Source organism: Streptomyces sp. NPDC046716 (assembly GCF_040645755.1).
GTDB lineage: Bacteria > Actinomycetota > Actinomycetes > Streptomycetales > Streptomycetaceae > Streptomyces.
Genome location: NZ_JBEYYU010000029.1, coordinates 1 through 22,281 on the forward strand (window position 1 = coordinate 1; position 22,281 = coordinate 22,281).

26 protein-coding genes and 1 riboswitch are annotated in these 22,281 nt (G+C 72.2%); of the genes, 15 read left to right on the forward strand and 11 right to left on the reverse strand.

Translation table 11 applies throughout. The annotated features are described in order from the left end of the window. Window positions 1-144: 144 nt before the first annotated feature. The 4 genes from ABZ930_RS21900 to ABZ930_RS21915 are packed head-to-tail and all read left to right on the forward strand — an operon-like array spanning window position 145 to window position 3,784. Entirely contained in the window at window positions 145-1,989 is a 1,845-nt protein-coding gene (locus ABZ930_RS21900) for an ABC transporter ATP-binding protein (protein ID WP_361550178.1), read from the forward strand. Next, entirely contained in the window at window positions 1,989-3,110 is a 1,122-nt protein-coding gene (locus ABZ930_RS21905) for a serine hydrolase (protein ID WP_361550180.1), read from the forward strand. The genes ABZ930_RS21900 and ABZ930_RS21905 overlap by 1 nt, the downstream gene beginning before the upstream one ends. 49 nt (window positions 3,111-3,159) lie before the next feature. Continuing rightward, on the forward strand, window positions 3,160-3,399 hold the full coding sequence (locus tag ABZ930_RS21910) for a toxin-antitoxin system HicB family antitoxin (RefSeq protein ID WP_361550182.1): 240 nt from the start codon (window positions 3,160-3,162) through the stop codon (window positions 3,397-3,399). Window positions 3,400-3,445: 46 nt separating this feature from the next. After that, entirely contained in the window at window positions 3,446-3,784 is a 339-nt protein-coding gene (locus ABZ930_RS21915; RefSeq protein WP_361550372.1) for a fic family toxin-antitoxin system, toxin component, read from the forward strand. A gap of 8 nt (window positions 3,785-3,792) precedes the next feature. On the opposite strand, the gene ABZ930_RS21920 is transcribed toward ABZ930_RS21915, so the two are convergent. The 4 genes from ABZ930_RS21920 to bioB all read right to left on the reverse strand — a co-directional run bounded on the left by ABZ930_RS21920 (window position 3,793) and on the right by bioB (window position 7,744). After that, complete coding sequence (locus tag ABZ930_RS21920; protein ID WP_361550184.1) at window positions 3,793-4,452, reverse strand: class I SAM-dependent methyltransferase; 660 nt, start codon at window positions 4,450-4,452, stop codon at window positions 3,793-3,795. A 147-nt stretch (window positions 4,453-4,599) separates the two neighbouring features. Then, on the reverse strand, window positions 4,600-5,331 hold the full coding sequence (gene bioD, locus ABZ930_RS21925; protein ID WP_361550186.1) for a dethiobiotin synthase: 732 nt from the start codon (window positions 5,329-5,331) through the stop codon (window positions 4,600-4,602). Between the two features lie 6 nt (window positions 5,332-5,337). Further along, complete coding sequence (locus ABZ930_RS21930; RefSeq protein WP_361550188.1) at window positions 5,338-6,615, reverse strand: adenosylmethionine--8-amino-7-oxononanoate transaminase; 1,278 nt, start codon at window positions 6,613-6,615, stop codon at window positions 5,338-5,340. Next, window positions 6,608-7,744 (reverse strand): biotin synthase BioB, encoded by a 1,137-nt coding sequence (gene bioB, locus ABZ930_RS21935; protein ID WP_361550190.1) that lies wholly within the window; start codon window positions 7,742-7,744, stop codon window positions 6,608-6,610. The genes ABZ930_RS21930 and bioB overlap by 8 nt, the downstream gene beginning before the upstream one ends. Window positions 7,745-7,887: 143 nt before the next feature. Between bioB and ABZ930_RS21940 the strand changes: the two genes are divergently transcribed. Continuing rightward, window positions 7,888-9,081, forward strand: coding sequence for an 8-amino-7-oxononanoate synthase (locus ABZ930_RS21940; protein WP_361550192.1), 1,194 nt, complete (start codon window positions 7,888-7,890; stop codon window positions 9,079-9,081). Here the strand turns inward: ABZ930_RS21940 and ABZ930_RS21945 are convergent. Together ABZ930_RS21945 and ABZ930_RS21950 are read right to left on the reverse strand one after the other, a co-directional pair. Further along, the gene (locus tag ABZ930_RS21945; protein ID WP_361550194.1) at window positions 9,062-9,286 is read right to left on the reverse strand and encodes a DUF397 domain-containing protein; all 225 of its coding nucleotides are present in this window, start codon (window positions 9,284-9,286) and stop codon (window positions 9,062-9,064) included. The two genes, ABZ930_RS21940 and ABZ930_RS21945, sit on opposite strands and share 20 nt — an antisense overlap. A 59-nt stretch (window positions 9,287-9,345) precedes the next feature. Next, window positions 9,346-10,197 carry a helix-turn-helix transcriptional regulator gene (locus tag ABZ930_RS21950; protein WP_361550196.1) on the reverse strand — a complete coding sequence of 284 codons (852 nt, stop codon included), beginning with the start codon at window positions 10,195-10,197 and terminating at the stop codon, window positions 9,346-9,348. Window positions 10,198-10,482: 285 nt separating this feature from the next. Between ABZ930_RS21950 and ABZ930_RS21955 the strand changes: the two genes are divergently transcribed. Continuing rightward, complete coding sequence (locus tag ABZ930_RS21955) at window positions 10,483-10,941, forward strand: ATP-binding protein (RefSeq protein WP_361550198.1); 459 nt, start codon at window positions 10,483-10,485, stop codon at window positions 10,939-10,941. A 6-nt stretch (window positions 10,942-10,947) separates the two neighbouring features. Here the strand turns inward: ABZ930_RS21955 and ABZ930_RS21960 are convergent, their stop codons facing one another. The 4 genes from ABZ930_RS21960 to ABZ930_RS21975 all read right to left on the reverse strand — a co-directional run bounded on the left by ABZ930_RS21960 (window position 10,948) and on the right by ABZ930_RS21975 (window position 13,507). Beyond that, window positions 10,948-11,454 (reverse strand): DUF6328 family protein, encoded by a 507-nt coding sequence (locus ABZ930_RS21960; RefSeq protein ID WP_361550200.1) that lies wholly within the window; start codon window positions 11,452-11,454, stop codon window positions 10,948-10,950. An 87-nt stretch (window positions 11,455-11,541) separates the two neighbouring features. Beyond that, window positions 11,542-12,015, reverse strand: a complete 474-nt coding sequence (locus ABZ930_RS21965) for a C40 family peptidase (protein WP_361550202.1) — start codon at window positions 12,013-12,015, stop codon at window positions 11,542-11,544. A gap of 3 nt (window positions 12,016-12,018) precedes the next feature. Next, window positions 12,019-12,220, reverse strand: a riboswitch (cyclic di-AMP (ydaO/yuaA leader). 335 nt (window positions 12,221-12,555) lie between these two features. Continuing rightward, a complete protein-coding gene (locus ABZ930_RS21970; RefSeq protein ID WP_361550204.1) occupies window positions 12,556-12,864 on the reverse strand; it encodes a hypothetical protein in 309 nt (102 codons plus the stop codon). Window positions 12,865-12,871: 7 nt separating this feature from the next. Continuing rightward, the gene (locus ABZ930_RS21975) at window positions 12,872-13,507 is read right to left on the reverse strand and encodes an ATP-dependent Clp protease proteolytic subunit (RefSeq protein ID WP_361550206.1); all 636 of its coding nucleotides are present in this window, start codon (window positions 13,505-13,507) and stop codon (window positions 12,872-12,874) included. 83 nt (window positions 13,508-13,590) lie between these two features. Between ABZ930_RS21975 and ABZ930_RS21980 the strand changes: the two genes are divergently transcribed. Next, window positions 13,591-13,869 carry a type II toxin-antitoxin system Phd/YefM family antitoxin gene (locus ABZ930_RS21980; protein WP_361550208.1) on the forward strand — a complete coding sequence of 93 codons (279 nt, stop codon included), beginning with the start codon at window positions 13,591-13,593 and terminating at the stop codon, window positions 13,867-13,869. 111 nt (window positions 13,870-13,980) lie between these two features. Here the strand turns inward: ABZ930_RS21980 and ABZ930_RS21985 are convergent, their stop codons facing one another. Beyond that, window positions 13,981-14,973 carry an ABC transporter permease gene (locus tag ABZ930_RS21985; protein ID WP_361550210.1) on the reverse strand — a complete coding sequence of 331 codons (993 nt, stop codon included), beginning with the start codon at window positions 14,971-14,973 and terminating at the stop codon, window positions 13,981-13,983. A 121-nt stretch (window positions 14,974-15,094) separates the two neighbouring features. On the opposite strand from ABZ930_RS21985, the gene ABZ930_RS21990 reads away from it, so the two are divergent. From ABZ930_RS21990 to ABZ930_RS22025, 8 genes are all read left to right on the forward strand, one after another. Further along, the gene (locus tag ABZ930_RS21990; RefSeq protein WP_361550212.1) at window positions 15,095-15,718 is read left to right on the forward strand and encodes a helix-turn-helix domain-containing protein; all 624 of its coding nucleotides are present in this window, start codon (window positions 15,095-15,097) and stop codon (window positions 15,716-15,718) included. Window positions 15,719-15,915: 197 nt separating this feature from the next. Further along, window positions 15,916-16,218, forward strand: a complete 303-nt coding sequence (locus ABZ930_RS21995; protein WP_111663529.1) for an urease subunit gamma — start codon at window positions 15,916-15,918, stop codon at window positions 16,216-16,218. A 16-nt stretch (window positions 16,219-16,234) separates the two neighbouring features. Continuing rightward, the gene (locus tag ABZ930_RS22000) at window positions 16,235-16,546 is read left to right on the forward strand and encodes an urease subunit beta (RefSeq protein ID WP_361550214.1); all 312 of its coding nucleotides are present in this window, start codon (window positions 16,235-16,237) and stop codon (window positions 16,544-16,546) included. Then, the gene (locus ABZ930_RS22005; protein ID WP_361550216.1) at window positions 16,539-18,260 is read left to right on the forward strand and encodes an urease subunit alpha; all 1,722 of its coding nucleotides are present in this window, start codon (window positions 16,539-16,541) and stop codon (window positions 18,258-18,260) included. The genes ABZ930_RS22000 and ABZ930_RS22005 overlap by 8 nt, the downstream gene beginning before the upstream one ends. A gap of 22 nt (window positions 18,261-18,282) precedes the next feature. Further along, window positions 18,283-18,957, forward strand: a complete 675-nt coding sequence (locus ABZ930_RS22010) for an urease accessory UreF family protein (protein ID WP_361550218.1) — start codon at window positions 18,283-18,285, stop codon at window positions 18,955-18,957. Between the two features lie 102 nt (window positions 18,958-19,059). After that, a complete protein-coding gene (gene ureG / locus ABZ930_RS22015) occupies window positions 19,060-19,737 on the forward strand; it encodes an urease accessory protein UreG (RefSeq protein ID WP_361550374.1) in 678 nt (225 codons plus the stop codon). Continuing rightward, complete coding sequence (locus tag ABZ930_RS22020; RefSeq protein ID WP_361550220.1) at window positions 19,737-20,504, forward strand: urease accessory protein UreD; 768 nt, start codon at window positions 19,737-19,739, stop codon at window positions 20,502-20,504. Before ureG ends, ABZ930_RS22020 begins: the two co-directional genes overlap by 1 nt. Before the next feature lie 131 nt (window positions 20,505-20,635). After that, on the forward strand, window positions 20,636-22,273 hold the full coding sequence (locus ABZ930_RS22025; protein ID WP_361550222.1) for an alpha/beta hydrolase: 1,638 nt from the start codon (window positions 20,636-20,638) through the stop codon (window positions 22,271-22,273). The last annotated feature ends 8 nt before the right edge of the window (window positions 22,274-22,281 follow it).

Sequence of the window (22,281 nt, forward strand, 5' to 3'; positions counted from 1 at the left end):
GCTTCTCGCGCAGTTCCCCGCGCCCCTGAAGCATGCGCTGCGCGCAGCTTCCCCTGGAGCGAGCGGAGCTCGCTTTCAGGGGCGCGGGGAACTGCGCGAGAAGCCACGACGCACCCGCAGCCCGCATCGCAAGGGAGCCACCTCATGACCCCACCGATCACCGACATCGAAGCGAGCAGCACCGACAGCACGGCCTCCTGCGCCGTCACCGGCCTGCGCGTGGTGCTCGGCCGCACCGGCCCCGACGTCGTCGACGACATCGCCTTCGACGTCGCCGCCGGCGAGATCCTGGCCCTGGTCGGCGAGTCCGGCAGCGGCAAGACCACCATCGCCACGGCCCTGCTCGCCCACACCCGCCGCGGCGCCCGCGTCGACGCCGGAGAGGTCGTCCTCGACGGACGCGAACTGCTCGGCGCCCCGCCCGCGGAGGCCCGCAGGCGCCGCGGCTCCGAGGTCGCCTACGTCCCCCAGGACCCGGCCGCCTCCCTCAACCCCGTGATGCGCATCGGTAGCCAGATCCGCGAAGTGCTCGACGTCCACCACGCGGGCACCCCGCCCGAGCGCGACGCCCGCGTCCGCGAGGTCCTCGCCGAGGTCGCGCTGCCCGACGACGACGCCTTCCTGCGCCGCTACCCGCACCAGCTCTCCGGCGGGCAACTGCAGCGCGTCGGCATCGCCATGGCGTTCGCGCTGCGCCCCAAGGTCCTCGTCCTGGACGAGCCGACGACCGGCCTCGACGTCACCACGCAGGCCCATGTCCTCGCCACGGTGCGGGAGTTGTGCGCCCGGCACGACGTGGCGGCCGTCTACGTCACCCACGACCTGGCCGTCGTCGGCGAGTTCGCGCACCGCGTCGCGGTGATGTACGCGGGCCGCATCGTCGAGATCGGCCCGCGCGAGACCGTCTTCGCGACGCCCTCGCACCCGTACACCCGCGCCCTGCTCACCGCCGTGCCCAGCGTCAACGAGGCGCGCGTGCTCACCGGCATCCCCGGCAGCACGCCCTCGCCGGGCCGCCGCCCCACCGGCTGCCGGTTCCGCGACCGCTGCGACTTCGCCGAGGAGGCGTGCGCGGAACGGGAGCCGGAGCTGACCGCCGTCACCGGCGGCGACGTGCGCGCCCGCTGCCGCCGGGTGGACCACGTCCGCGCCCGCCCGCTCACGTTCACCGTCGCCCCGTCGGCCGGCACCGAGCGCCCCGCCCCCGTCCTCACCGTCGAGGGACTGACGGCCCACTACGGCTCCCGGCAGATCCTCCACGGCATCGACCTGACCGTCGGCCGCAACGAATGCGTGGCCGTCGTCGGCCAGTCCGGCAGCGGCAAGTCGACCCTGTCGCGGGCCGTCGGCGGACTGCACGACGAGTGGACGGGCACCGTCACCTTCCAGGACGAGCAGATGCCGCCCGGCGCCCGGCAGCGCGGCCGCGAGCTGCGCAAGGCCGTCCAGTACGTGTTCCAGAACCCGTATCTCGCCCTGAACCCCCGGATGACGGTCGGCAAGATCATCCGACGGCCGCTGGAACTGTTCGGCCTCGCCCGCGGCGCGGCCGCCACCGAGCGCGTGCACGAACTCCTCGCCCAGGTCATGCTCTCGCCCGGCGTCGCCGACCTGCGCCCCGACCGGCTCTCCGGCGGTGAGCGCCAGCGCGTCGCGATCGCCCGCGCGCTCGCCTGCGAGCCCGAGCTGCTGATCTGCGACGAGGTGACCTCCGCGCTCGACGTCTCCGTGCAGGCGTCGATCGTGACCCTGCTCGACGAACTGCGCACCAGCCGCGGCCTGTCGATGCTGTTCGTCACCCACAACCTCGCCCTCGTCCGCTCCCTCGCCACCCGGGTCGCCGTCCTCTCCGACGGCCGGATCGTGGAGGAGGGCCCGACCGCCGAGGTCCTGGACCGCCCCTCGCACCCGTACACCCGGCAACTGCTCGCCGACACCCCCGGCAGGGAATCCGACGACACCCTTGAACCCGTAGGAGAAGGCGCCTGATGGCCACCGCACCCGCGGGCCCCCGGCCCCGCCCCGACGTCGAGTCGCTGCGCGAACCGCAGCGGCTGATCCCCTGCACCACCGAGATCGCCCGGGCCGACGACCCGCAGCCCTGGCCCCGGGCAGAGCGCCCGCTCTCCGCCCGGATCGCGGGCGCCGGCCGGACCATGGACCTCGACGAGTTCCTCGACCTCACCTGCACCACCTCGCTCGTCGTGATCGTCGACGGCACCCTGGTGCACGAGCGCTACTTCCACGGCGTCACCCCCGAGGACCGGCTGCTCGGCAACTCCGCCACCAAGTCGGCGCTCGCCCTCCTGGTCGGGAACATCCCGGACCTGGACATCGACGCGCCCGCGCGGTCGTACGTCCCCGAACTCGACGATCCGGCGTGCGGCTACCGCGATGTGACGATCCGTCACCTCCTGGCGATGACCACCGGCGTGGACTGGGCGGAGGACCACCGCGACCCGGCCTCGCCCGCCGCCCGCCTGGTCGCCCCGGTCCGCGAGGGCAAGGGCGGTCTGCGCGCGCAGCTCACGTCCGTCCCGCCCGGCAGGGCACCGGGCACCGCCTTCACGTACTGCACCGCCGACTCCCTCGTCCTCGACTGGGTCCGCGAGCGCGCCACCGGCCTCGACTTCGCCACCCATCTCTCCCGCCTGTGGAACGCCGTCGGCGCCGAACACCCCGCGGTCGTCGGCCACGACCCGCACGGCGTCGCCATGGCCGGCGGCTCGCTCGCGGCGACGGCCCGCGACTGGGCCCGCATCGGACAGCTCCAGCTGGACGGCAGTTGGGGCGGCCACGCCGTCGTCCCGCGGGAGTGGACCGACACGTCGAGCCGCCCCGGAGCGCCGTTCCTGCACCCGGGCCGGCTGCCGGTCACGATCACCGCGCACGCCGGGTTCGGCCACCACTGGTGGCCCCTGGACGCGACGGGACGCCGCGTCACCGCGGACGGCATGCGCGGCCAGTTCGTGTACGCCGACCGGGACCGCCGCGTGGTCGTCGTCAAGACCTCGGCCTGGCCGCACGGGGACGCCTGGGCCGACATGCAGTACCGCGACCTGTGCTACCTGGCGCTCCCGGCCATCGCGGAGGCGGCGCTGCGGGCCTGACCCCGAGACGCTCTTGCCGGTGCTAGCGCACCGGCGCTAGCGTGAAGGCATGCCGAAGACGCAGCTGAACGTGCGGGTGGACGCGGACACCGCGCGCGCCGCCCGGGAGCGGGCGCTGGCCCGTGGGATGAGCGTGAACCGCTACATCGAGGAGCTCGTCCGGCGGGACGCGGGCGAGCAGGGCCGCATGTTCGTCGACGCCGCCGCCGACTTCATGCAGCGGTACGAGTCGGTCTTCGCCGAGGAGTTCGGCCCGGACACCGAAGGCCGGCGCCGCCCCGTTGAGTGACGCGAGCGGCCCTCCGCACTTCACGGTCGACCTCGCCTGGCTGCTGATGGTCGCCGAACAGAAGACCCCCGGCGACCCGCAGGTCACCGACTGGGGCGCCCTCGTGGCGGCGGTGTCCCGCCACTCCGCGCGCATCCTCGACCTCCCGGTCTACGACAGCCCGCAGGCGCGCGCCGCCGCACTGCTGCAACTCCTCATCCACGTACCGGCGTTGGAGCGGTCGAACGCGATGTACGCCACCGCCGTCGCGTACGCCTATCTGGTCGCCAGCGGCGTGCCGGTGACCACCTCCCCGGAGCAGGTCAGGGAACTCGCCCGCCTGGTGAAGCACGACGGCGCGAGCGTCCACGACATCGAGAAGGAACTGCACGGCTGGAGCCGGTGAGCCCTGCCTCAGGGGAGCCGGGCCGTGCCGAGCACGCAGTACGAGGTGGGCAGCCGCGGCCCGCGATCCGGCACGATCAGCTCCCGGTGCTGCCCGATCTCGAACCCGGCGTCGCGCAGCTCCGCCACCGTGTCGCGCCCGGTGTGACAGCCGCCGAAGAGCAGCGGCCACACCGTCCGGTCGAGTCCCGTCTGCACCCCGCGCATCGCCCGCCCCGGTGCCCGCCCGTGCTCGAAGAACCGCACCTCGCCGCCGGGCCGCAGCACCCGCCGCGCCTCACCCAGCGCCCGCGCCACATCGCGGACACTGCACAGCACGATGCAGAGCACGACGGCGTCGTACCCCTCGCTCTTGACCGGCAGCGCCTCCGCGGCCCCCGGCGCCACATCCACCGGAACCTCCGCCCGCCGTGCCGCCTCGACGGCCAGCCGGCGCAGCCCCCGCTCCGGCTCGATCGCGACGACCTCGGAGACGGCGGCGGGATAGTGGCCGAAGTTCAGCCCGTTCCCCGCCCCGACCTCGAGCACCCGGCCCGAGAGCCCGGCGAGCAGCTCGCTCCGGACCGGGCCCATGAACGGCTCGGCCCGCTCACTGAGCCCGGCGTAGAACCGGGCGAACACCGGGTGCCGTACGGTGTCCCCCGCCGCTTTCCGAGGCCGATCCGTCATCGCGCGCCTCCTGTCGTGTCGTGACGGGAGTCTTCCCCGACGGAGCCGCGCGCCAACGCGCCGCGCGGTTTCGCCCGGTGGCGCGCGCAGCGCATGCCTTCAGGGGCGCGGGGAACCGCGCGACCAGCCACGACGAGAGGCGCGCTCTCAGAACCGGCCCGCGGAACCCCAACGGCGAGCGAACGCGGCCCCGTCCCACACCCCGCCCAACTCAGGCGCCAGCCAGCCCTCGGCCGCCCCCCGGAACTCCGCGACCCCAAGCACCCCGGACGCCTCAGGCACCGCTCCGAGCAGCGCGGCCCCGGCGACCTTCGGCAGGTCCGCCACATTGCAGCGCTCGGCGAGGTCCGGCTCCCGGGGCCAGCTGCCGATGACCACCCCGGCCTGCGTCAGCCCGCGCGCCCGCAGAGCCTCCGCGGTCAGCTGCACCGAGTTCAGCGTTCCCAGCCCGGCCCGCGCCACGACCAGGACCGGCGCCCCGATCAGCCGCGCGGCGTCCGCGAGCGTGGCCCCCTGCCCGTCCAGGTGCACGAGCAGCCCGCCCGCGCCCTCGACCAGCACCAGATCGTGCGACGCCGCCAGCTTCCCGGCCGCCTCGGCGATCTCGGCGGGCCGCACCGGCGGCAGCCCGGCCCGGGCCGCGGCCGTCCCCGGCGCCAGCGGCTCCGGATACCGGGCCAGCTCCATCCCGGTCACCCGGTCACCGGCCAGCCGCACCACCTCGGCGACATCGCCCGGCTCGTCCGGCGCGACCCCGGTCTGGGCGGGCTTGAGCACCGCCACCGAACGCCCGGCCCGCACGGCGACCGCCGCCAGCGCCGCCGTCGTCACGGTCTTGCCGATCTCGGTCCCCGTCCCGGTGACCACCCATACGGTCATGCCCGCTCACCCTTCCCGCGCGGCGGCGCACACCGCACGCGTGATCCGCGCCAGATCCTCGTCGTCCGTGACGTACGGCGGCATGGTGTAGACGAGGTCCCGGAACGGCCGCACCCACACCCCCTCCGCGACCGCGGCGCGCGTGGCCGCGGCGACATCCACCTCGTGGTCCAGCTGTACGACACCGATCGCGCCGAGCACCCGCACGTCCCGGACCCCCGGCACGTCCCACGCCGCCGACAGCCCCTCACGCAGCCCGGCCTCGATCCGCTTCACCTCGGCGAGCCAGTCCTGCCCGAGCAGCAGATCGATCGAGGCGCAGGCCACGGCGGCGGCCAGCGGATTGCCCATGAACGTGGGCCCGTGCGCGAGCACCGGCACCTCGCCGCGCGAGATGCCCTGAGCCACCCGCGCCGTGCACAGCGTCGCGGCCAGCGTCAGATACCCGCCGGTCAACGCCTTGCCGACACACATCACGTCGGGGGTGAGCGCGGCGTGCTCCGCCGCGAACAGCGCGCCGGTGCGCCCGAAGCCCGTAGCGATCTCGTCGAACACCAGCAGCACGTCGTGCGCGTCGCACGCCTCCCGCAGCACCCGCAGATAGGCGGGGGAGTGGAACCGCATCCCGCCGGCCCCCTGGACCACGGGCTCCACGATGACGGCGGCCAGCTCGTGCGCGTGCTCCGCGACGGTCCGCCGCAGCTGCTCCGCGTACGACTCCTCGTACGCGCTCGGCGGCGCGTCCGCGAACACCTGCTCCGGCAGCACACCGGCCCACAGGCCGTGCATCCCGCCCTCGGGGTCGCACACGGACATCGGCTGCCAGGTGTCGCCGTGGTAGCCGCCGCGCCAGGTGAGCATCCTGCGTTTTTCCGGGCGCCCGAGCGAGCGCCAGTACTGCAGGCACATCTTGAGCGCCACCTCGACCGACACGGATCCCGAGTCGGCGAGGAACACGTGCTCCAGGCCGGCCGGCGACATGTCGACGAGCCGCTGCGCGAGCCGGACCGCCGGCTCGTGGGTGAGCCCGCCGAACATCACATGGCTCATCCGGTCCAGCTGCCCGCGCGCCGCCTCGTTGAGGACCGGGTGGTTGTAGCCGTGGATCGCCGACCACCACGACGACATCCCGTCCACCAGTTCGCCGTGCCCGGCGACCCGCAGCCGCACCCCGGCCGCGGACTCCACGACCAGGGGCTGCTGCCGTCCCGGCATGGGACCGTACGGATGCCAGACGTGATCCCGGTCGAGCCGGAGCAGTTCCTCGATGTGCGGATCAGGCATTGGGCGCGAGATCCGTCCCGGCACCCCGGCGGCGTACGGCGACCAGATCGGTCCGCGCCTCCGTCGCCTCGGGCGCCTCCGGGGACCCGGCCTCCTCGGACCCGCAGACCGAACCGCAGCCGCCCGCGCGGTGCTCCGGCAGCGTCACCCGGTCGGTGCCCTCCACCTCGAACCCGGCGTCGGCGATCATCTCCAGGTCCGCCCGGCCCGCCTGGCCCTCACTGGTCAGGTAGTCGCCCAGGAAGATCGAGTTGGCGATGTGCAGGGCGAGCGGCTGCATCGTGCGCAGGTGCACCTCGCGCCCGCCCGCGATCCGCACCTCCACGTCCGGGCAGACGAACCGGACCATGGCCAGAATGCGCAGGCAGCGCTGCGGCGTCAGGTTCCACTCCTTGGCCAGCGGCGTCCCCTCGAAGGGGATCAGGAAGTTCACCGGGACCGAGTCCGGGTCCAGTTCGCGCAGCCCGAGGACGACGTCGACCAGGTCCTCGTCCCTCTCGCCCATCCCGGCGATCAGCCCGGAGCACGCGGACAGACCGGCCGCGTGCGCCTTCCGCACGGTGTCGACCCGGTCGGCGTAGGTGTGCGTCGTGGTGATGTCGCCGTACGTCGCCTCGGACGTGTTCAGGTTGTGGTTGTAGGCGTCGGCGCCCGCGCCGCGCAGCCGTTCCGCCTGCCCGTCGGAGAGCAGCCCGAGACAGGCGCACACCTCGACGCCCTCGTTCTCCGACTTGATCGCGTCGATGGTCGCCGCGACCCGGTCCACGTCCTTGTCCGTGGGACCGCGCCCGCTCGCCACCAGACAGACCCGCTTGGCTCCGCCCGCGACACCCGCGGCGGCCGCCTGCGACGCCTCGTCCGGCTTCAGCCAGGTGTACTTGAGGATCTCCGCCTTCGAGCCGAGCCGCTGGGAGCAGTACGAGCAATCCTCCGGGCACAGGCCCGACTTGAGGTTCACCAGGTAGTTCAGCTTCACCCGGCGCCCGAACCACTGACGGCGCACCTTGCCGGCCGCGGCCACCACGTCGAGCAGTTCGTCGTCCGTCGTCGCCAGCACGGCGAGCGCTTCTTCACGGCTCGGCGTCTCGCGCCGAAGCCCCTTGTCCACCAGCGTGTTCAGCAGGTCCATGAGCCCTGATCCTGGCTCATCGGAGTGTTCCTGCGAAAGGAGAGTTCGTACAAAGGACGGTGCTCGACGTGTGGGTATTGCCACATCCTGGGCCGGTGGCGCGGCGACTAAGGTCTGTGCATTACCTACAAACAGAGGGAGTCATGGCTCCAGCGCACAGCACCCCCGCCCCCGCCCTCGCCCCGGCCTTCGGCTGGCTCGGTGAGCAGCGCCGCGCCCGCGAGGCCGCCGGACTCGTCCGCACCCTGCGCCCGCGTCCCGCCGACTCCCCGCTGCTCGATCTGGCGAGCAACGACTATCTGGGCCTCGCCCGGCACCCCGAGACCGTCGCGGGCGCGGTCGAGGCCGCCCGGAGCTGGGGCGGCGGTGCCACCGGCTCCCGGCTGGTGACCGGCACCACCGAGCTGCATACCCAACTGGAGCGGGAACTCGCGGAGTTCTGCGGATTCGAGGCCGCGCTCGTGCTGTCGTCCGGCTACGCGGCGAACCTCGCGGCCGTCACCGCGCTCGCCCCGCACGGCTCGCTGATCGTCTCGGACGCGGCCAACCACGCCTCCCTGATCGATGGTTGCCGGCTGGCCCGTGCCACCACTCAGGTCGTACCGCACGCCGATCCCGCGGCGGTCCGCGCGGCGCTCGGCGCGCACGACGGCCCGGCCGTGGTGGTCAGCGACACGGTCTTCTCGGTCGACGGGGACCGGGCGCCTCTGGCCGAACTGGCCGGGGTGGCAGGAGAGTTCGGGGCCGGGCTGATCGTCGACGACGCGCACGGGCTCGGTGTTCTCGGCGCGGGCGGACGCGGCGCCCCGCACGCGGCGGGCCTCGCGGGCGACCCCGGCACCGTCGCCACCGTGACCCTCTCGAAGTCCTTCGGCAGTCAGGGTGGTGCCGTCCTCGGACCGGCGTCGGTCATCGAGCATCTCGTCAACACGGCCCGTACGTTCATCTTCGACACCGGCCTCGCACCGGCCGCCGCCGGCGCCGCGCTCGCGGCGCTGCGTCTGCTGCGCCGCGAACCCCGGCGGGCGACACGGGCCCGCGAGGTCGCGGCGACGCTGCATCATCTCCTCGCCGATGAGGGCCTGTCGGCCGTTCGCCCGGAAGCGGCGGTGGTCTCGGTGCGCGCACCCTCGCCCGACGAAGCGGTGCGCTGGGCCGCTGCCTGCCGGGCGGCGGGACTGGCGGTGGGCTGTTTCCGTCCGCCGTCGGTGCCGGACGGCGTCTCACGGCTGCGGCTGACCGCCCGTGCCGACCTCACCGACGAGCAGCTCGCCGAGGCGGTGCGGGTGATCAGTCGAACAGCTCCCCGGGGCGCGGTCAGCGCAGGGAGCCGATGAACCCTTCCCAGGCGGAAGGAGCGAAGAGCACGGCGGGTCCCGCCGTGTTCTTGGAGTCGCGGACGGCCAAGAGGCCGGCCGCGGGCCCCGAGGGCACGGGGGCCGTCTCCACGCAGTTGTTGGCGCCTGTGCTGTAGCTGCTGCGCAGCCACCGCGCGCCGCTCAGCGACGTGCTGTCGGAAACGTACCGAGGCAGTGCATTCATGGTGCCTCCCTGACGCAGTGCCGGTGCGTGACGGAGTGTCGGCGACCCCGCACACCCGGCTATCCGGCGATCTGTGCGATGAACTCGAGCGAGTCCTCGGGCGAAAGAGCGAGTCCTCGAAGAGATTCGAAGGCGTCCGTGTACGCCGTGAGGTCTTCTTTCCGCTCGAGGTAGAGACTACTCGTCAAATGGTCGAGAACAACCACATCCAGATCAGTTGTGTTCGGAAATGAGAACACAACGAAAGGCCCGGTGATGCCGAGGTGCCCACCTGCCGAGAAGGGAAGCACCTGAATCAGGACATGCGGCAGCCGCGCCACCTCGACCAAATGTGCCAATTGCCTTTGCAGAATGTCTTTTCCGCCCACTTCGCGCCGGAGTACCGCCTCGTCGAGGATGGCCGTCAACTGCAGGGGCGTCTGTGAACGCAGCACCTCCTGTCGCGCGAGACGCACTTCCACCAGTGCCTCGATATGCCGCTCGGACATGCCGGAGAGAACGGATCGCGTCACCGCGTAGGCGTACTCCGGCGTCTGCAGCAGCCCCGGCACGACACTGTTCTCCAGCGTCCTGATCTGGCAGGCCTGTGACTCCAGGCTGATGAAATCGCGGTACGCGGGCGGCAGCAGACTGCGGTACGCGTGCCACCAATGGTGCCCGCCGGCGTCCTCGGCCCCTGCCAACGCCACCACGAGTTCCCGTAGTTGGGGGTCCTTCGCGTCGAAGGCGTCGAGCAGACGGAGTACGTCCGAGGCCTTCGCGCCGCTCCGTCCTGTCTCGATCCGGCTCACCTTCGACTGGTGCCATCCGACGAGTCGCGCGGCCTCACCACTGGTGAGCCCGGCGCCCACCCGCAGTGCGCGCAATTCGGCACCCAGCTTGCGGCGACGTACCGCGGGACCGTACTTCATGCTGACTCCTCTGCCCCTCGGGCCGCGCGGCCGTTCTCCCTCCCGGCCCGGTCGGGGACGGCTCCTGAGCAGACGGTAGAGGAACCGGCGTGCGCTCGCCCAAATACGGTCTACCGTCGCAGAGTTCACCGCTTCGGGCGACAGATATATGCATATCTTGGGGGATCGCCACCTTGGAAGCGCATCCAAGTGGTACGCTGGCGCGAAGCAGTAGCCGGGGCCGGTGAAGTGAAGTATCCGCGGCGGGCGGTCGAGCGGCCCCGACAGGAAAGGGACGACTTCGCCATGGCAGACCACCAGGAAGCATCCGTCACACTGCCGAGCGACCCCGCGTCGGTCTCCACGGCCCGGAGGTACGTGAGCAACGTGCTGGCGGAGTGGGGCATGCCGGGTGACGGGGACATCGCCGACACGATCCGGCTGATCGTCTCCGAGCTCGCGACGAACGCGGTGCAGCACACGCGCGGTCTCTCCCCCACGTTCACCGTCGAGCTGGAACTGGAGCGGGACGAGCGGCTGCGGATCGGCGTCACCGACAGCCACCCCCGCTACCCCAAGCGGCTGCCCGCCGCGGTGCAGCAGGACAACGGACGGGGAATGGTCATCATCCGCTGTCTGACGGCGGAGTGCGGCGGCAGACTCTCGGTCTGCCCGACCCCCGAGGGCGGCAAGACGGTCTGGATCGCCCTGCCCTGGAAGAACGCCGTGTCCGACGGGGGAGTCCAGCCGGCCCCCGCCGGCTGAGCACGGTCAGCCGGACGCCCCGTCGTCCGCGGACCCGGTCCGCTCGGCCCGCCCGGTCAGGGAGCGCCGCAGCAGTCCGGGCAGCACACCCCACAGCCCCGCGCACACCAGGAACGTTCCTGCGCCCGCGGCGATGCCGCCGCCCCGGCCGACCGTCACATCGACCACCAGCAGCACCGAACCCGTGAGCGCGAGGGAGAGCGCGGCCATGCCGCAGGCGGCGAGCCGCGACGAGACCCGGACGATCCGGGACTTCGCCCCCATCTGGAACAGCACCCGGTGCACCGCGGCCGGCGCCATCAGCAGCGCGGCCGCGACGACCGCGAGGAGCAGCGTCGTCACATAGGTGGCGCGCTGCACCGAGTCGAGCGTGGGAAAGCGCTGCGTGAACGCGAGGGTCAGGAGAAAGGCGAACAGGAACTGCACGCCGGTCTGGGTGACCCGGAGTTCTTGCAGCAGTTCGCCGAAGTTCCGGTCGGCCCGCTGCAGCGGCGTCTCGTTCCGTTCGTCCATGCGGTGCGAGTACCCCTTCCGGCCGATCGAGACAGGGCGGCGGGCCCGGCGCCGGGCCCGTCACCACATCGTGGCCGAGGGTGGGCGTCAGCGCACGCGGCCGTACCAGACGCTCTTGGTCCAGATCTTCTGCAGCCGCACCACGTCCCCGGTCTTCGGGGAGTGCCAGATCCGCCCCTTACCGGCGTAGATGCCGACGTGGTAGACGCTCCGGCCGGAGTGGAAGAACACCAGGTCGCCCCGCTTGCGATGGGACCCGGAGACATGGCGGGTCTTGTTGTACTGCTGCGCGGCGGTGCGGGGCAGCTTCTTGCCCGCCCGCTTGAACGAGTAGAGCGTGAGCCCCGAGCAGTCGAACCGGTGCGGTCCGGTGGCGCCCCACTTGTACGGCGCCCCCTTCTTCGAGGCCGCGACCTGGAGGGCCTTGGACGAGGCCACGGCCGCCGACGCCTCGGACGCGGCGCCGGGGACCATCAGCCCGGCGCCCGCCACGGCGAGGGTCAGGACCGAGGCGGTCCCGGCCCGGGTCAGCAGCGAGGGGACACGATTGAGCGCGGTCATGCGCAACCCTTCGTCAGCCGCCTGCGAAGGATGACCTGTCGGGTTCGGGCTGGCGAAGATGCCCGGCCGCGGTACGCGGCTTCACCCCAAGGACTGCTCGCAACGGCTGCTGCGGCGGCCCGTCGTGCCTGGGTCCTCCACTCCTGCCGATGCACTCCTGTCGACCTGGCATCCGGGCGGCGGCAGGACTCGGCGTCCGCACGGACCGCCCCGCCGCGGCGGCGGGGGCTTGTCGTCGGAAGGGATCTTGACCCACCTCTGCGGTGAAAACCGAGCTGAACCGGCGGTAAGTGAGGCTCCTCACGCTTGACCCGTTCAGGTGGACAGTGCGGCTTTCGGGGACCGGTGGCCACCCCAGACCACGCCCGCACCAGGCACGGAACCGTAAATTCCGGTGTTCGCCTACCGTCGTCGCGCAACTCTTGCGGTCACGGGGGTCTACTCATATCTACGCCATCCGGCGGTAGCCCGTCTGGCCCGTTTCGCCGCGGGTGCGGACGATGTGGTCGCCGAAGAGCGCCGAGCGACTTCAACTGTCCATCAGGTGACTTTTTCCGGCGGCAATGTGACTGCCTGTGTCCGCCTCTCGCCGTCCAGGACGCGCAGCGCCCGTGCCAGGGTCTCCGCGTGCACCCGGCTCTCGCCCCGCTGGTGCATCAGGGTCAGGGCGTCCCGGAGCGCCGTCGCCCGGGCGACGAGGGCCTGGGCGGCCCGCAGGCCCCGATAGGTGTCGTCGCCGCGCGCCGGGTTGATGCGCGCCAGCAGGTCGACCACGGCCAGATAGTTGTCCACCAGCTCGCACTCGGCGCGGGTCAGCGCGGGCAGCGGCGGCAGTTCGGGTGGGTACACGGCCGCCTCACCTGGAGCCCTGGGCGCCGTGCGTGTTCTTGCGGCTCTGTGTGACGTGGTCCACCAGGCCGTACTCCAGGGCCTGCTGGGCCGTGAGCACGGTGTCGCGCTCGATGTCCGCGGCGATCCGCTCCGCCGGTTGCCCCGAGTGGCGCGCGAGCAGTTCCTCCAGTCGCTCCCGCGTGCGCACCATCTCCCGGGCCTGGATCTCCAGGTCGCTGGGCTGCCCCTGGGCCGGCTCGGGCAGCGCGGGCTGGTCGAGCACCACCCGCGAGCCGGGGAGCATCATCCGCTTGCCCGGCGCTCCCGCGGCCAGCAGGACCGCGGCGACGGACGCGGCCTGCCCCAGACAGGTCGTCGCCACCTCGCACGTGACGTACTGCATCGTGTCGTAGATCGCCGTCATGGCGCTGAACGAGCCGCCGGGGGAGTTGATGTACAGCGCGATGTCCTGCTCCGGTGCGGTGTGTTCGAGGTGCATCAGCTGCGCCATCACATCGTTCGCCGACGTGTCGTCGACCGGTGTTCCGAGGATGATGATGCGCTCCTCCAGGAGCTTGGAATAGGGGTCGAGGGTGCGCTGCCCCGACGTGGTGCGCTCGGTGAACTCGGGCAGGACATAACGGCCGGACGGGCGGTTCATGGAGCCTCCAATGGCGATGCGGGCGCTGTCGGCGCCGCCCCTGTAAAAAATGTACAGGATGTACATCACGTACCCTGGGGAGCATGGCCTACGAGATTCCGGTGACGCAAGCCAGGGCTGAGCTCGCCGAATTGATCAACCGCGTGGTGTACGGCGGCGAGCGCGTGGTCGTCACCCGGCACGGCAAGCCGCTCGTCGCCCTGGTATCGGCGGCTGACCTGGAGCGACTCGAGAAGATGGGGTCCCAGGCCGAGGAGCCGGTGATCACTTCCGTCTCCCGTGTGGGCACCCTGTCGTCCGCTCCGGGCGAACGGCAGCGGTTCGGCATCGCGGCCGAACACCGCGGCCCCGACATGAGGTAGCCGCCCCCTCCCGCACCCCGCTCCGCCGAACAAGAAGACCGCGCGTCCCCGTCCGCTACAGCGGGGACGCGCGGTCGATCGGTGTCCGCCCGGTCCCGGGCGGCGGGGGCCTCAGCCCACCGGCTGAGGTGTCGGGGCGGGGGCGGGTGCCTCCTGCGCCGCCGGTGTCCGCCGGCCGCGCAGCCCTCCGAGAGTCACGGCGACCAGGCCGAGCCCCGCCCACAGTGCGAGCGTGAGTGCCGGTGCCCCGGCGCGCGCCCCGTCGAAGTAGGCGACCGAGCGGAGCAGTGAGCCGCCGGCGCCGGGCGGCAGCAACTGGCCGAGGGCTCCCACCGGTTCGGGCAGCAGCTGCGGCGCCGAGGCCACCCCGGAGAACGGGTTGCCGAGCAGCACCATCAGCAGGGCGCCGACCCCGATCCCGGCCGGACCGAGCAGCGCGGCCAGTCCGGCGACCGTGGCGCCCACCGCGAGCGCCGACAGGCCCAGCACCCCGGCCTCCGTCCACCAGTCGCCGGTCAGCACCCCGAGCCAGCTGTCCGCGAGCGCGGCCCCGGCGATGCCCACGAGGGCCGCGGCGAGCACCAGCGTGAGTGCGGCCCGCGCCCCGCGCAGCCGCATCATGGTCACGAGAGTGCCACCCGCGACCCCCGCGATGGCGAGCGGCAGCACGCTCGAACTCAGGGCGGAGCCACGGGGATCGGCGGCGGGCGCGGGCACCACGTCGACCGTGCTCACCTTCGTCCCCGCCGGCGCCCCGGCGGTCACCGCCTGCTCCAGCAACTGCGCGACGACCGGGCTCGCCGCCGACGCGGTCAGCAGCTTCGGCCCGCCCGGGGCCACCACCACCGCCCCGTATACGGCCCGGTCCTCGACCGCGGCCCGCGCGGCGGCCTCGTCGGCGTACCGGTGAATCTCGAACGCGCCCTTCCGCGCGTCCAGTTGCTGAAGGACCGGGGCCATCGCGGCGGCCGACCCGGCGACTCCGAGCGGCAGATCGCGCGGTGCCGTCCGGACCGCGGGCCAGGCGAACGCCCACAGGGCGAGGGCGGCGAGCACCGGCACGAGCAGGACCGCCGCGGCGGATTTCCGGGTCAGGGCTGACATGTCTCTCCCAGGAGAGCCGGTGACGGCTCAGAGAATGATCGTTCGTTTTACGTGATGCCCCCACTGTCGCGAGCCGGATCGCGGCTTGTCAAGAATGAATGTTCGTTTTAACTTGAGCCGCATGGCCCGTGTATCCCAGGAGCACCTCGACGCCCGCCGCCGGCAGATCATGGACGGGGCCGCGCTCTGCTTCGCCCGCAACGGCTTCCACGCCACGTCGATGCAGGACGTCCTGAAGGAGGTGGGCCTCTCCGCCGGAGCGGTCTACCGCTACTTCAGCGGCAAGGAGGAGCTGATCCACGCGATCGTCACCGAGGCGCTCGACGACGTGGGCGCGGTGTACGAGGAGGCCGCCCGGCAGGTTCCGCCCGCCCTGCCCCATGAACTGGTCCACCGGGTCATGCGGGAGGTGCAGGGGCTGCGGCCGGGGCTGCGCGACGAGGGGGGCAGGCCGGTCTTCGGCCGGCTCATGGTCCAGGTCTGGACCGAGACCCTGCGTGACCCGGCGCTCGCGGTGGCCATCCAGGACGGCTTCGACCGGATCTGTGCGACCTGGGTGGCGATCGTCGAGGGGTATCAGGAGGCGGGTGTCATGCCGGCCGAGGCCGACGTGGAAGCCGTCGCGCGCACGATGATCGCGGCGGTCCAGGGTTTCATCGCCCAGCAGACCCTCTTCAGGGACGTACCGGCGGAGGCGCTCCAGGCGGGGCTGTGGGGTCTGATGAGCATGCGTGAGGTCAGCTGATCACCATGGCGCGGTCAAGGCACGGTTAACGTCGTTGAAACTCCGCAGCATTAGCCTGCGGCCCACGCCACCAGGGGTTTTCGTAACCGGGGTGCGCAAGATCATGCGCATTCCTTGTGTGTTACATCTATATCCGTCGCGGTGGCCGCGGCAGCCGGGCCCCGCACGGCCCGGGTGAAGGACTGTGAGGTGGGACCGTGCAACTGACCCCGCACGAGCAGGAAAGACTGCTCATCCATGTGGCCGCCGACGTGGCCGAGAAGCGGCGGGCCAGGGGGCTGAAGCTCAATCACCCCGAAACCGTCGCCCTGCTCACCTCCCACATCCTCGAGGGCGCCCGCGACGGTCGCACCGTCGCGGAACTCATGGCGTCCGGGAGGAAGTTGCTCACCCGCGACGACGTCATGGAGGGCATCCCCGAGATGATCCACGACGTGCAGGTCGAGGCCACCTTCCCCGACGGCACCAAGCTGGTCACCGTCCACGAGCCGATCGTCTGACGGGGGAGCGGCAGCCATGATTCCCGGAGAGATCCTCTTCGCCGACGCGCCCGTCGCCTACAACGAGGGCCGCGACGTCACCCGTGTGACGGTCCTCAACGCCGCCGACCGCCCCGTCCAGGTCGGCTCCCACTACCACTTCGCCGAGGCCAACCCCGGTCTCGACTTCGACCGCGCCGCCGCCCGCGGCAAGCGGCTGAACATCGCCGCGGGCACCGCCGTCCGCTTCGAGCCCGGCATCCCCGTCGACGTCGAACTCGTACCCCTGGCGGGCCGCCGGATCGTCCCCGGCCTGCGCGGCGAGACCGGAGGTCCCCTCGATGCCTGAGCTGTCCCGCGCCGCCTACGCCGATCTGTTCGGCCCCACCACGGGCGACCGCATACGGCTCGCCGACACCGACCTGTTCGTCGAGATCGAGGAGGACCGCTCCGGTGGCCCGGGCCGCTCCGGCGACGAGGCGGTCTTCGGCGGCGGCAAGGTCATCCGCGAGTCCATGGGCCAGTCGCGTGCCACCCGCGCCGAGGGCACCCCGGACACCGTCATCACCGGCGCCGTGATCATCGATCACTGGGGCATCGTCAAGGCCGACATCGGCATCCGCGACGGTCGGATCACCGGGATCGGCAAGTCCGGCAACCCGGACACCATGGACGGCGTCCACCCGGATCTCGTCATCGGGCCCGAGACCGAGGTCCTCGCCGGCAACGGCAAGATCGTCACCGCCGGCGGCATCGACACCCACATCCACTTCATCTCGCCGACCATCGTCGACGAGGCACTGGCGTCCGGCGTGACCACGCTCGTCGGCGGCGGCACCGGACCGGCCGAGGGCTCCAAGGCCACCACCATCACGCCCGGCTCCTGGCACCTCGCCCGGATGTTCGCCGCGATGGAGAACAGCCCCGTCAACATCGGCTTCCTCGGCAAGGGCAACACCATGTCGAAGGAGTCCATGCGCGACCAACTGCGCGCGGGCGTCTGCGGTTTCAAGATCCACGAGGACTGGGGATCGACCCCGGCCGTGATCTCCGCCTGCCTCGACGTCTGCGAGGAGTCCGGCGCCCAGCTCGCCGTCCACTCGGACACCCTGAACGAGGCCGGCTTCGTCCAGGACACCTTCGACGCCGTCGGCGGCCGTACCCTGCACGCCTTCCACGTCGAGGGCGCGGGCGGCGGTCACGCCCCCGACATGATCACCGCCGTGCAGCTGCCCAACATGCTGCCGTCCTCCACCAATCCGACCCGGCCGCACACCGTCAACACCGTCGAGGAACACCTCGACATGCTGATGGTCTGCCACCACCTCAACCCGGCGGTCCCCGAGGACCTCGCCTTCGCCGAGTCCCGCATCCGGCCCACCACCATCGCGGCCGAGGACGTCCTGCACGACATGGGCGCCATCTCGATCATGTCCTCGGACTCGCAGGCCATGGGCCGCATCGGCGAGGTCATCATGCGCACCTGGCAGACCGCGCACGTGATGAAGCGCCGCCGCGGACTGCTCCCCGGCGACCTGCGCGCCGACAACCGGCGCGCGCGTCGCTATGTCGCCAAATACACGATCAACGCGGCGATCGCCCAGGGCATCGAGGGCGAACTCGGCTCCGTGGAGAGCGGCAAGCTGGCCGACCTGGTCCTCTGGGACCCGCGCTTCTTCGGCGTGAAGCCGCAGGTGGTCATGAAGGGCGGCCAGATCGCCTACGCGCAGATGGGCGACGCCAACGCCTCCATCCCCACCCCGCAGCCGGTGCTGCCGCGCCCGATGTTCGGCGCCCACGGCAAGGCCCCGGCCGCCAACTCCCTCAACTTCGTGACGGAGGCGGCGATCGAGGACGGGCTCGTGGAGCGGCTCGGGCTCGACCGGTCCTTCGTCCCGATCCGGTCCACCCGCGGCCGCGGCAAGTCGGACATGATCAACAACGATGCCCTGCCGCGCGTCGAGGTCGCCCCCGACTCGTTCGCCGTGACCATCGACGGCGAACTCGTCGAACCCGCCCCGGCCGCCGAACTGCCGCTCGCGCAGCGGTACTTCCTGTTCTGACCATGGGACGGGTACGTATCTCATGACACGCGCGACCCTGCTCGTCCTGGCCGACGGCCGCTTCCCCGCCGGAGGGCACGCCCACTCCGGCGGGGCGGAGGCCGCGGTCAAGGCGGGCCGCATCACCGGCGGCGCGAGCCTGGAGGAGTTCTGCCGCGGCCGCCTGCACACCAGCGGGGCCGTCTCGGCGGCCCTCGCCGCAGCGGCGGCGCTCGGCGTCGATCCGGTCGCCCTCGACGCGGGCGCCGACGCCAGAACCCCGTCCGCCGCACTGCGGGTCGCGGCCCGCAAGCTGGGGCGGCAGCTCATGCGGGCCGCTCGCGCCACCTGGCCCCACCCCGAACTCGACGCCCTGGCCGCCCGGTTCCCGAAGGGCGCCCACCAGCCGGTGGTGCTCGGACTCACCGCCCGGGCCGCCGGGCTCGGGCCCGAGGACGCCGCGTACTGCTCCGCGTACGAAGGGATCAGCGGGCCCGCGACGGCGGTCGTGCGGCTGCTCAGCCTCGACCCGTTCGACGCGACCGGGGCTCTGGCGCGGCTCGCGCCGGAGCTCGACCGGGTGGTCGCCGACGCCGTGGACGCGGCGGGGCGGGCCGTCGACCTCGGGGTCGACGCGTTGCCCGCCGCGAGCGCGCCGCTGCTGGAGATCGGCGCGGAGGCGCATGCCGCTTGGCCTGTGCGGCTCTTCGCGTCCTGAACCCCGGGGGCTGCGCCCCCGGACCCCCCTATCGGCCTGAACGGCCTCGTCCTCAAACGCCGGACGGGCTGAATAGACCTTCCCTCTGGAGCCGTGATCGTTATGCACCTCGGACACACCCACGACGAAGCCTCCGCCGTCTCCGCCGACGCCCGGCGGCCCGACGGGACCCGGCGCGCCCTGCGCATCGGGCTCGGCGGACCCGTCGGGTCCGGCAAGACCGCCACCGTCGCCGCGCTCTGTCGGACCCTGCGCGACGAACTGTCCCTCGCCGTCGTCACCAACGACATCTACACGCGCGAGGACGCCGAGTTCCTGCTGCGCGAGGCCGTGCTGCCGCCCGAGCGGATCACCGCCGTGGAGACCGGCGCCTGCCCGCACACCGCCATCCGCGACGACATCTCCGCCAACCTGGAGGCCGTCGAGGACCTGGAGGACGAGGCCGGGCCGCTCGACCTCATCCTCGTGGAGTCCGGTGGCGACAACCTCACCGCCACCTTCTCCAAGGGGCTCGTCGACGCCCAGATCTTCGTGATCGACGTCGCGGGCGGCGACGACATCCCGCGCAAGGGAGGCCCCGGCGTCACCACCGCGGACCTGCTCGTCATCAACAAGACCGACCTCGCCCCGTACGTGGGCTCCGATCTGGGCCGGATGGCCTCGGACGCCAAGGCTCAGCGCGCCGAACTGCCGGTCGTCCTGCAGTCCTTGCGCTCCGAGGGCGGTGTCGGCGACGTGGCCGCCTGGGTGCGCGGCCGGCTCGCGGCCTGGACGGCGTGATGTCGGCGGGTGTCCGGTCCACCGCCCGGATCGCCGCCCGCGGCGACAACCGGGGCGGCACCGCCCTGCCGGTCCTGGAGGGCGAGGGCTCGCTCGCCGTGCGCCGCACCCGGGCCGCGCACGCCGACGAGGCGCGCGTGATGCTCGTCGGCGCGATGAGCGGCCCCCTCGGCGGCGACCGCTTCACCGTCGAGGCCCGCGCGGACGAGGGCGCCCGGCTGCACGTCGGCTCCGTCGCCGCCACGCTCGCCCTGCCGGGCCAGGCCAAGGGCGAGGCCCGCTACGACGTCCGGCTCACCGTCGCCGACGGCGCCCGCCTCGACTGGCTGCCCGAGCAGCTGATCTCGGCGCACGGCAGCGACCTGCGCGTCACCACCCGCGCCGAGCTCGCCCCGGGCGCCCGGCTCGTGCTGCGCGAGGAGCAGGTGCTCGGCCGGGTGGGGGAGGAGCCGGGCCGCCTGACCAGCCGGCTGACCGTCCACCACGCCGGCCGCCCGCTCCTGGACCAGGAACTGGCCTGCGGTCCCGGCGCACCCGGCGGCTGGGACGGTCCCGCGGTCCTCGCCGGGCACCGGGCCCTGGGCCAGCTGATCGTCGTACGGCCGGAGTTCGAGAAGGACCGGCCGGCCGCCGCGGTCCTGGACGAGCGGGGCACGGCCGCGCTCACCCCGCTCGCGGGCCCCGCCGTCCTCGTCACCGCGGTCGCCCCGGACGCCCTGCGGCTGCGGCGGACACTCGACGCGGCATTGCTCCATCTGGCCGACTGACCGCTCACCGGGGCGAGTTATCCCGTTTATCGGATTGGTAAAGATCGGACGTCGCGACTGTCCTCAGGGTGCTCACAGCCGACAGGATCCCGGTACCGGTCGGCAACCCGATCGACGTAATGATCGAATCCATGTACGGGAGGGCTCTCTTGAGACGGACTCGACAGACGGGAAGCGGCAGACGGCGGGTGGCGGCCGGTTCCGCCGGTGCCGTCGCCGTGGCGGCGCTGATAGCGGGAGCGGTCACCGCCCCGTCCGCCAGCGCCTCGGCGCCGCACTCGAAGGGCGCGAGCAGCTTCGACCGCGAGGCGGTGGGCGCGGCGATCGCCGCGGCCAGGGCGGCCAAGCACGGCATCGACTGGCAGGACTGCCCCGCCGACTGGGGTCTGGCCAAGCCGATCCAGTGTGGCTACGTCACCGTGCCGCTCGACTACGCGAAGCCCCTCGGCAAGCAGATCAAGCTCGCCGTCGACCGCGCCGTCAGCACCGGCACCAAGGACGAGCGCCAGGGCGCCCTCGTCTACAACCCGGGCGGCCCCGGCGGCTCCGGCATGCGCTTCCCGACCCGGGTGACCACCAAGAACCCGCTGTGGGCGAAGACCTCGAAGGCGTACGACTTCGTCGGCTTCGACCCGCGCGGCGTCGGCCACTCCGCGCCGATCTCCTGCGTCGACCCGCAGGAGTTCGTCAAGGCCCCCAAGGCCGACCCGGTCCCCGATTCCGAGGCGGACAAGCGCGCCCAGCGCAAGCTCGCCAAGGAGTACGCGGACGGCTGCTACGAGAAGAGCGGCGAGATGCTGCCCTTCATGACGACGCCGAACACCGCGCGCGACCTCGACGTCATCCGGGCCGCGCTCGGTGAGAAGAAGCTCAACTACCTGGGCGTCTCCTACGGAACCTACCTGGGCGCCGTCTACGGCACGCTCTTCCCGGGCCACGTCCGCCGCATGGTCGTGGACAGTGTCGTCAACCCCGAGAAGAGCAACATCTGGTACCAGGCCAACCTGAACCAGGACATCGCCTTCGAGGGCCGCTGGAAGGACTGGCAGGACTGGGTCGCCAAGAACGACGCGACCTACCACCTCGGCGACACCCGCGCCAAGGTCCAGCAGCAGTGGTTGACGCTGCGCGCCGCCGCGAAGAAGAACCCCATCGGCGGGGTCCTCGGCCCGGCCGAGCTGATCGGCTTCTTCCAGAGCGCGCCCTACTACGACTCCGCGTGGGCGCCCACCGCCCAGGTCTGGAGCAAGTACGTCGCCGGCGACACGCAGGCGCTGATCGACGCCGCCGCCCCCGACATGTCGGACACCGCGGGCAACGCGTCCTCGGAGAACGGCAACGCGGTCTACACCGCCGTCGAGTGCGCCGACGCCAAGTGGCCCACCAGCTGGTCGAAGTGGGACAAGGACAACACCGAGCTCCACAAGAAGTACCCGTTCATGACGTGGGCCAACGCGTGGATGAACCTGCCGTGCGCCACGTGGAAGACGAAGCAGCAGACTCCGGTCGACGTGAAGACGGGCAAGGGCCTGCCCTCCGTCCTCATCGTCCAGTCGGAGCGCGACGCCGCCACCCCGTACGAGGGCGCCGTCGAGCTGCACAAGCGTTTCAAGGGCTCCCGCCTGATCACCGAGAAGGACGCGGGCTCGCACGGTGTCACCGGTCTGACCAACCCCTGCATCAACGACCGGGTCGACACGTACCTGCTCACCGGCAAGGTCGACGCCAAGGACGTGACGTGCACCCCGCACGCCACCCCGAAGCCCTGACCGTCGCC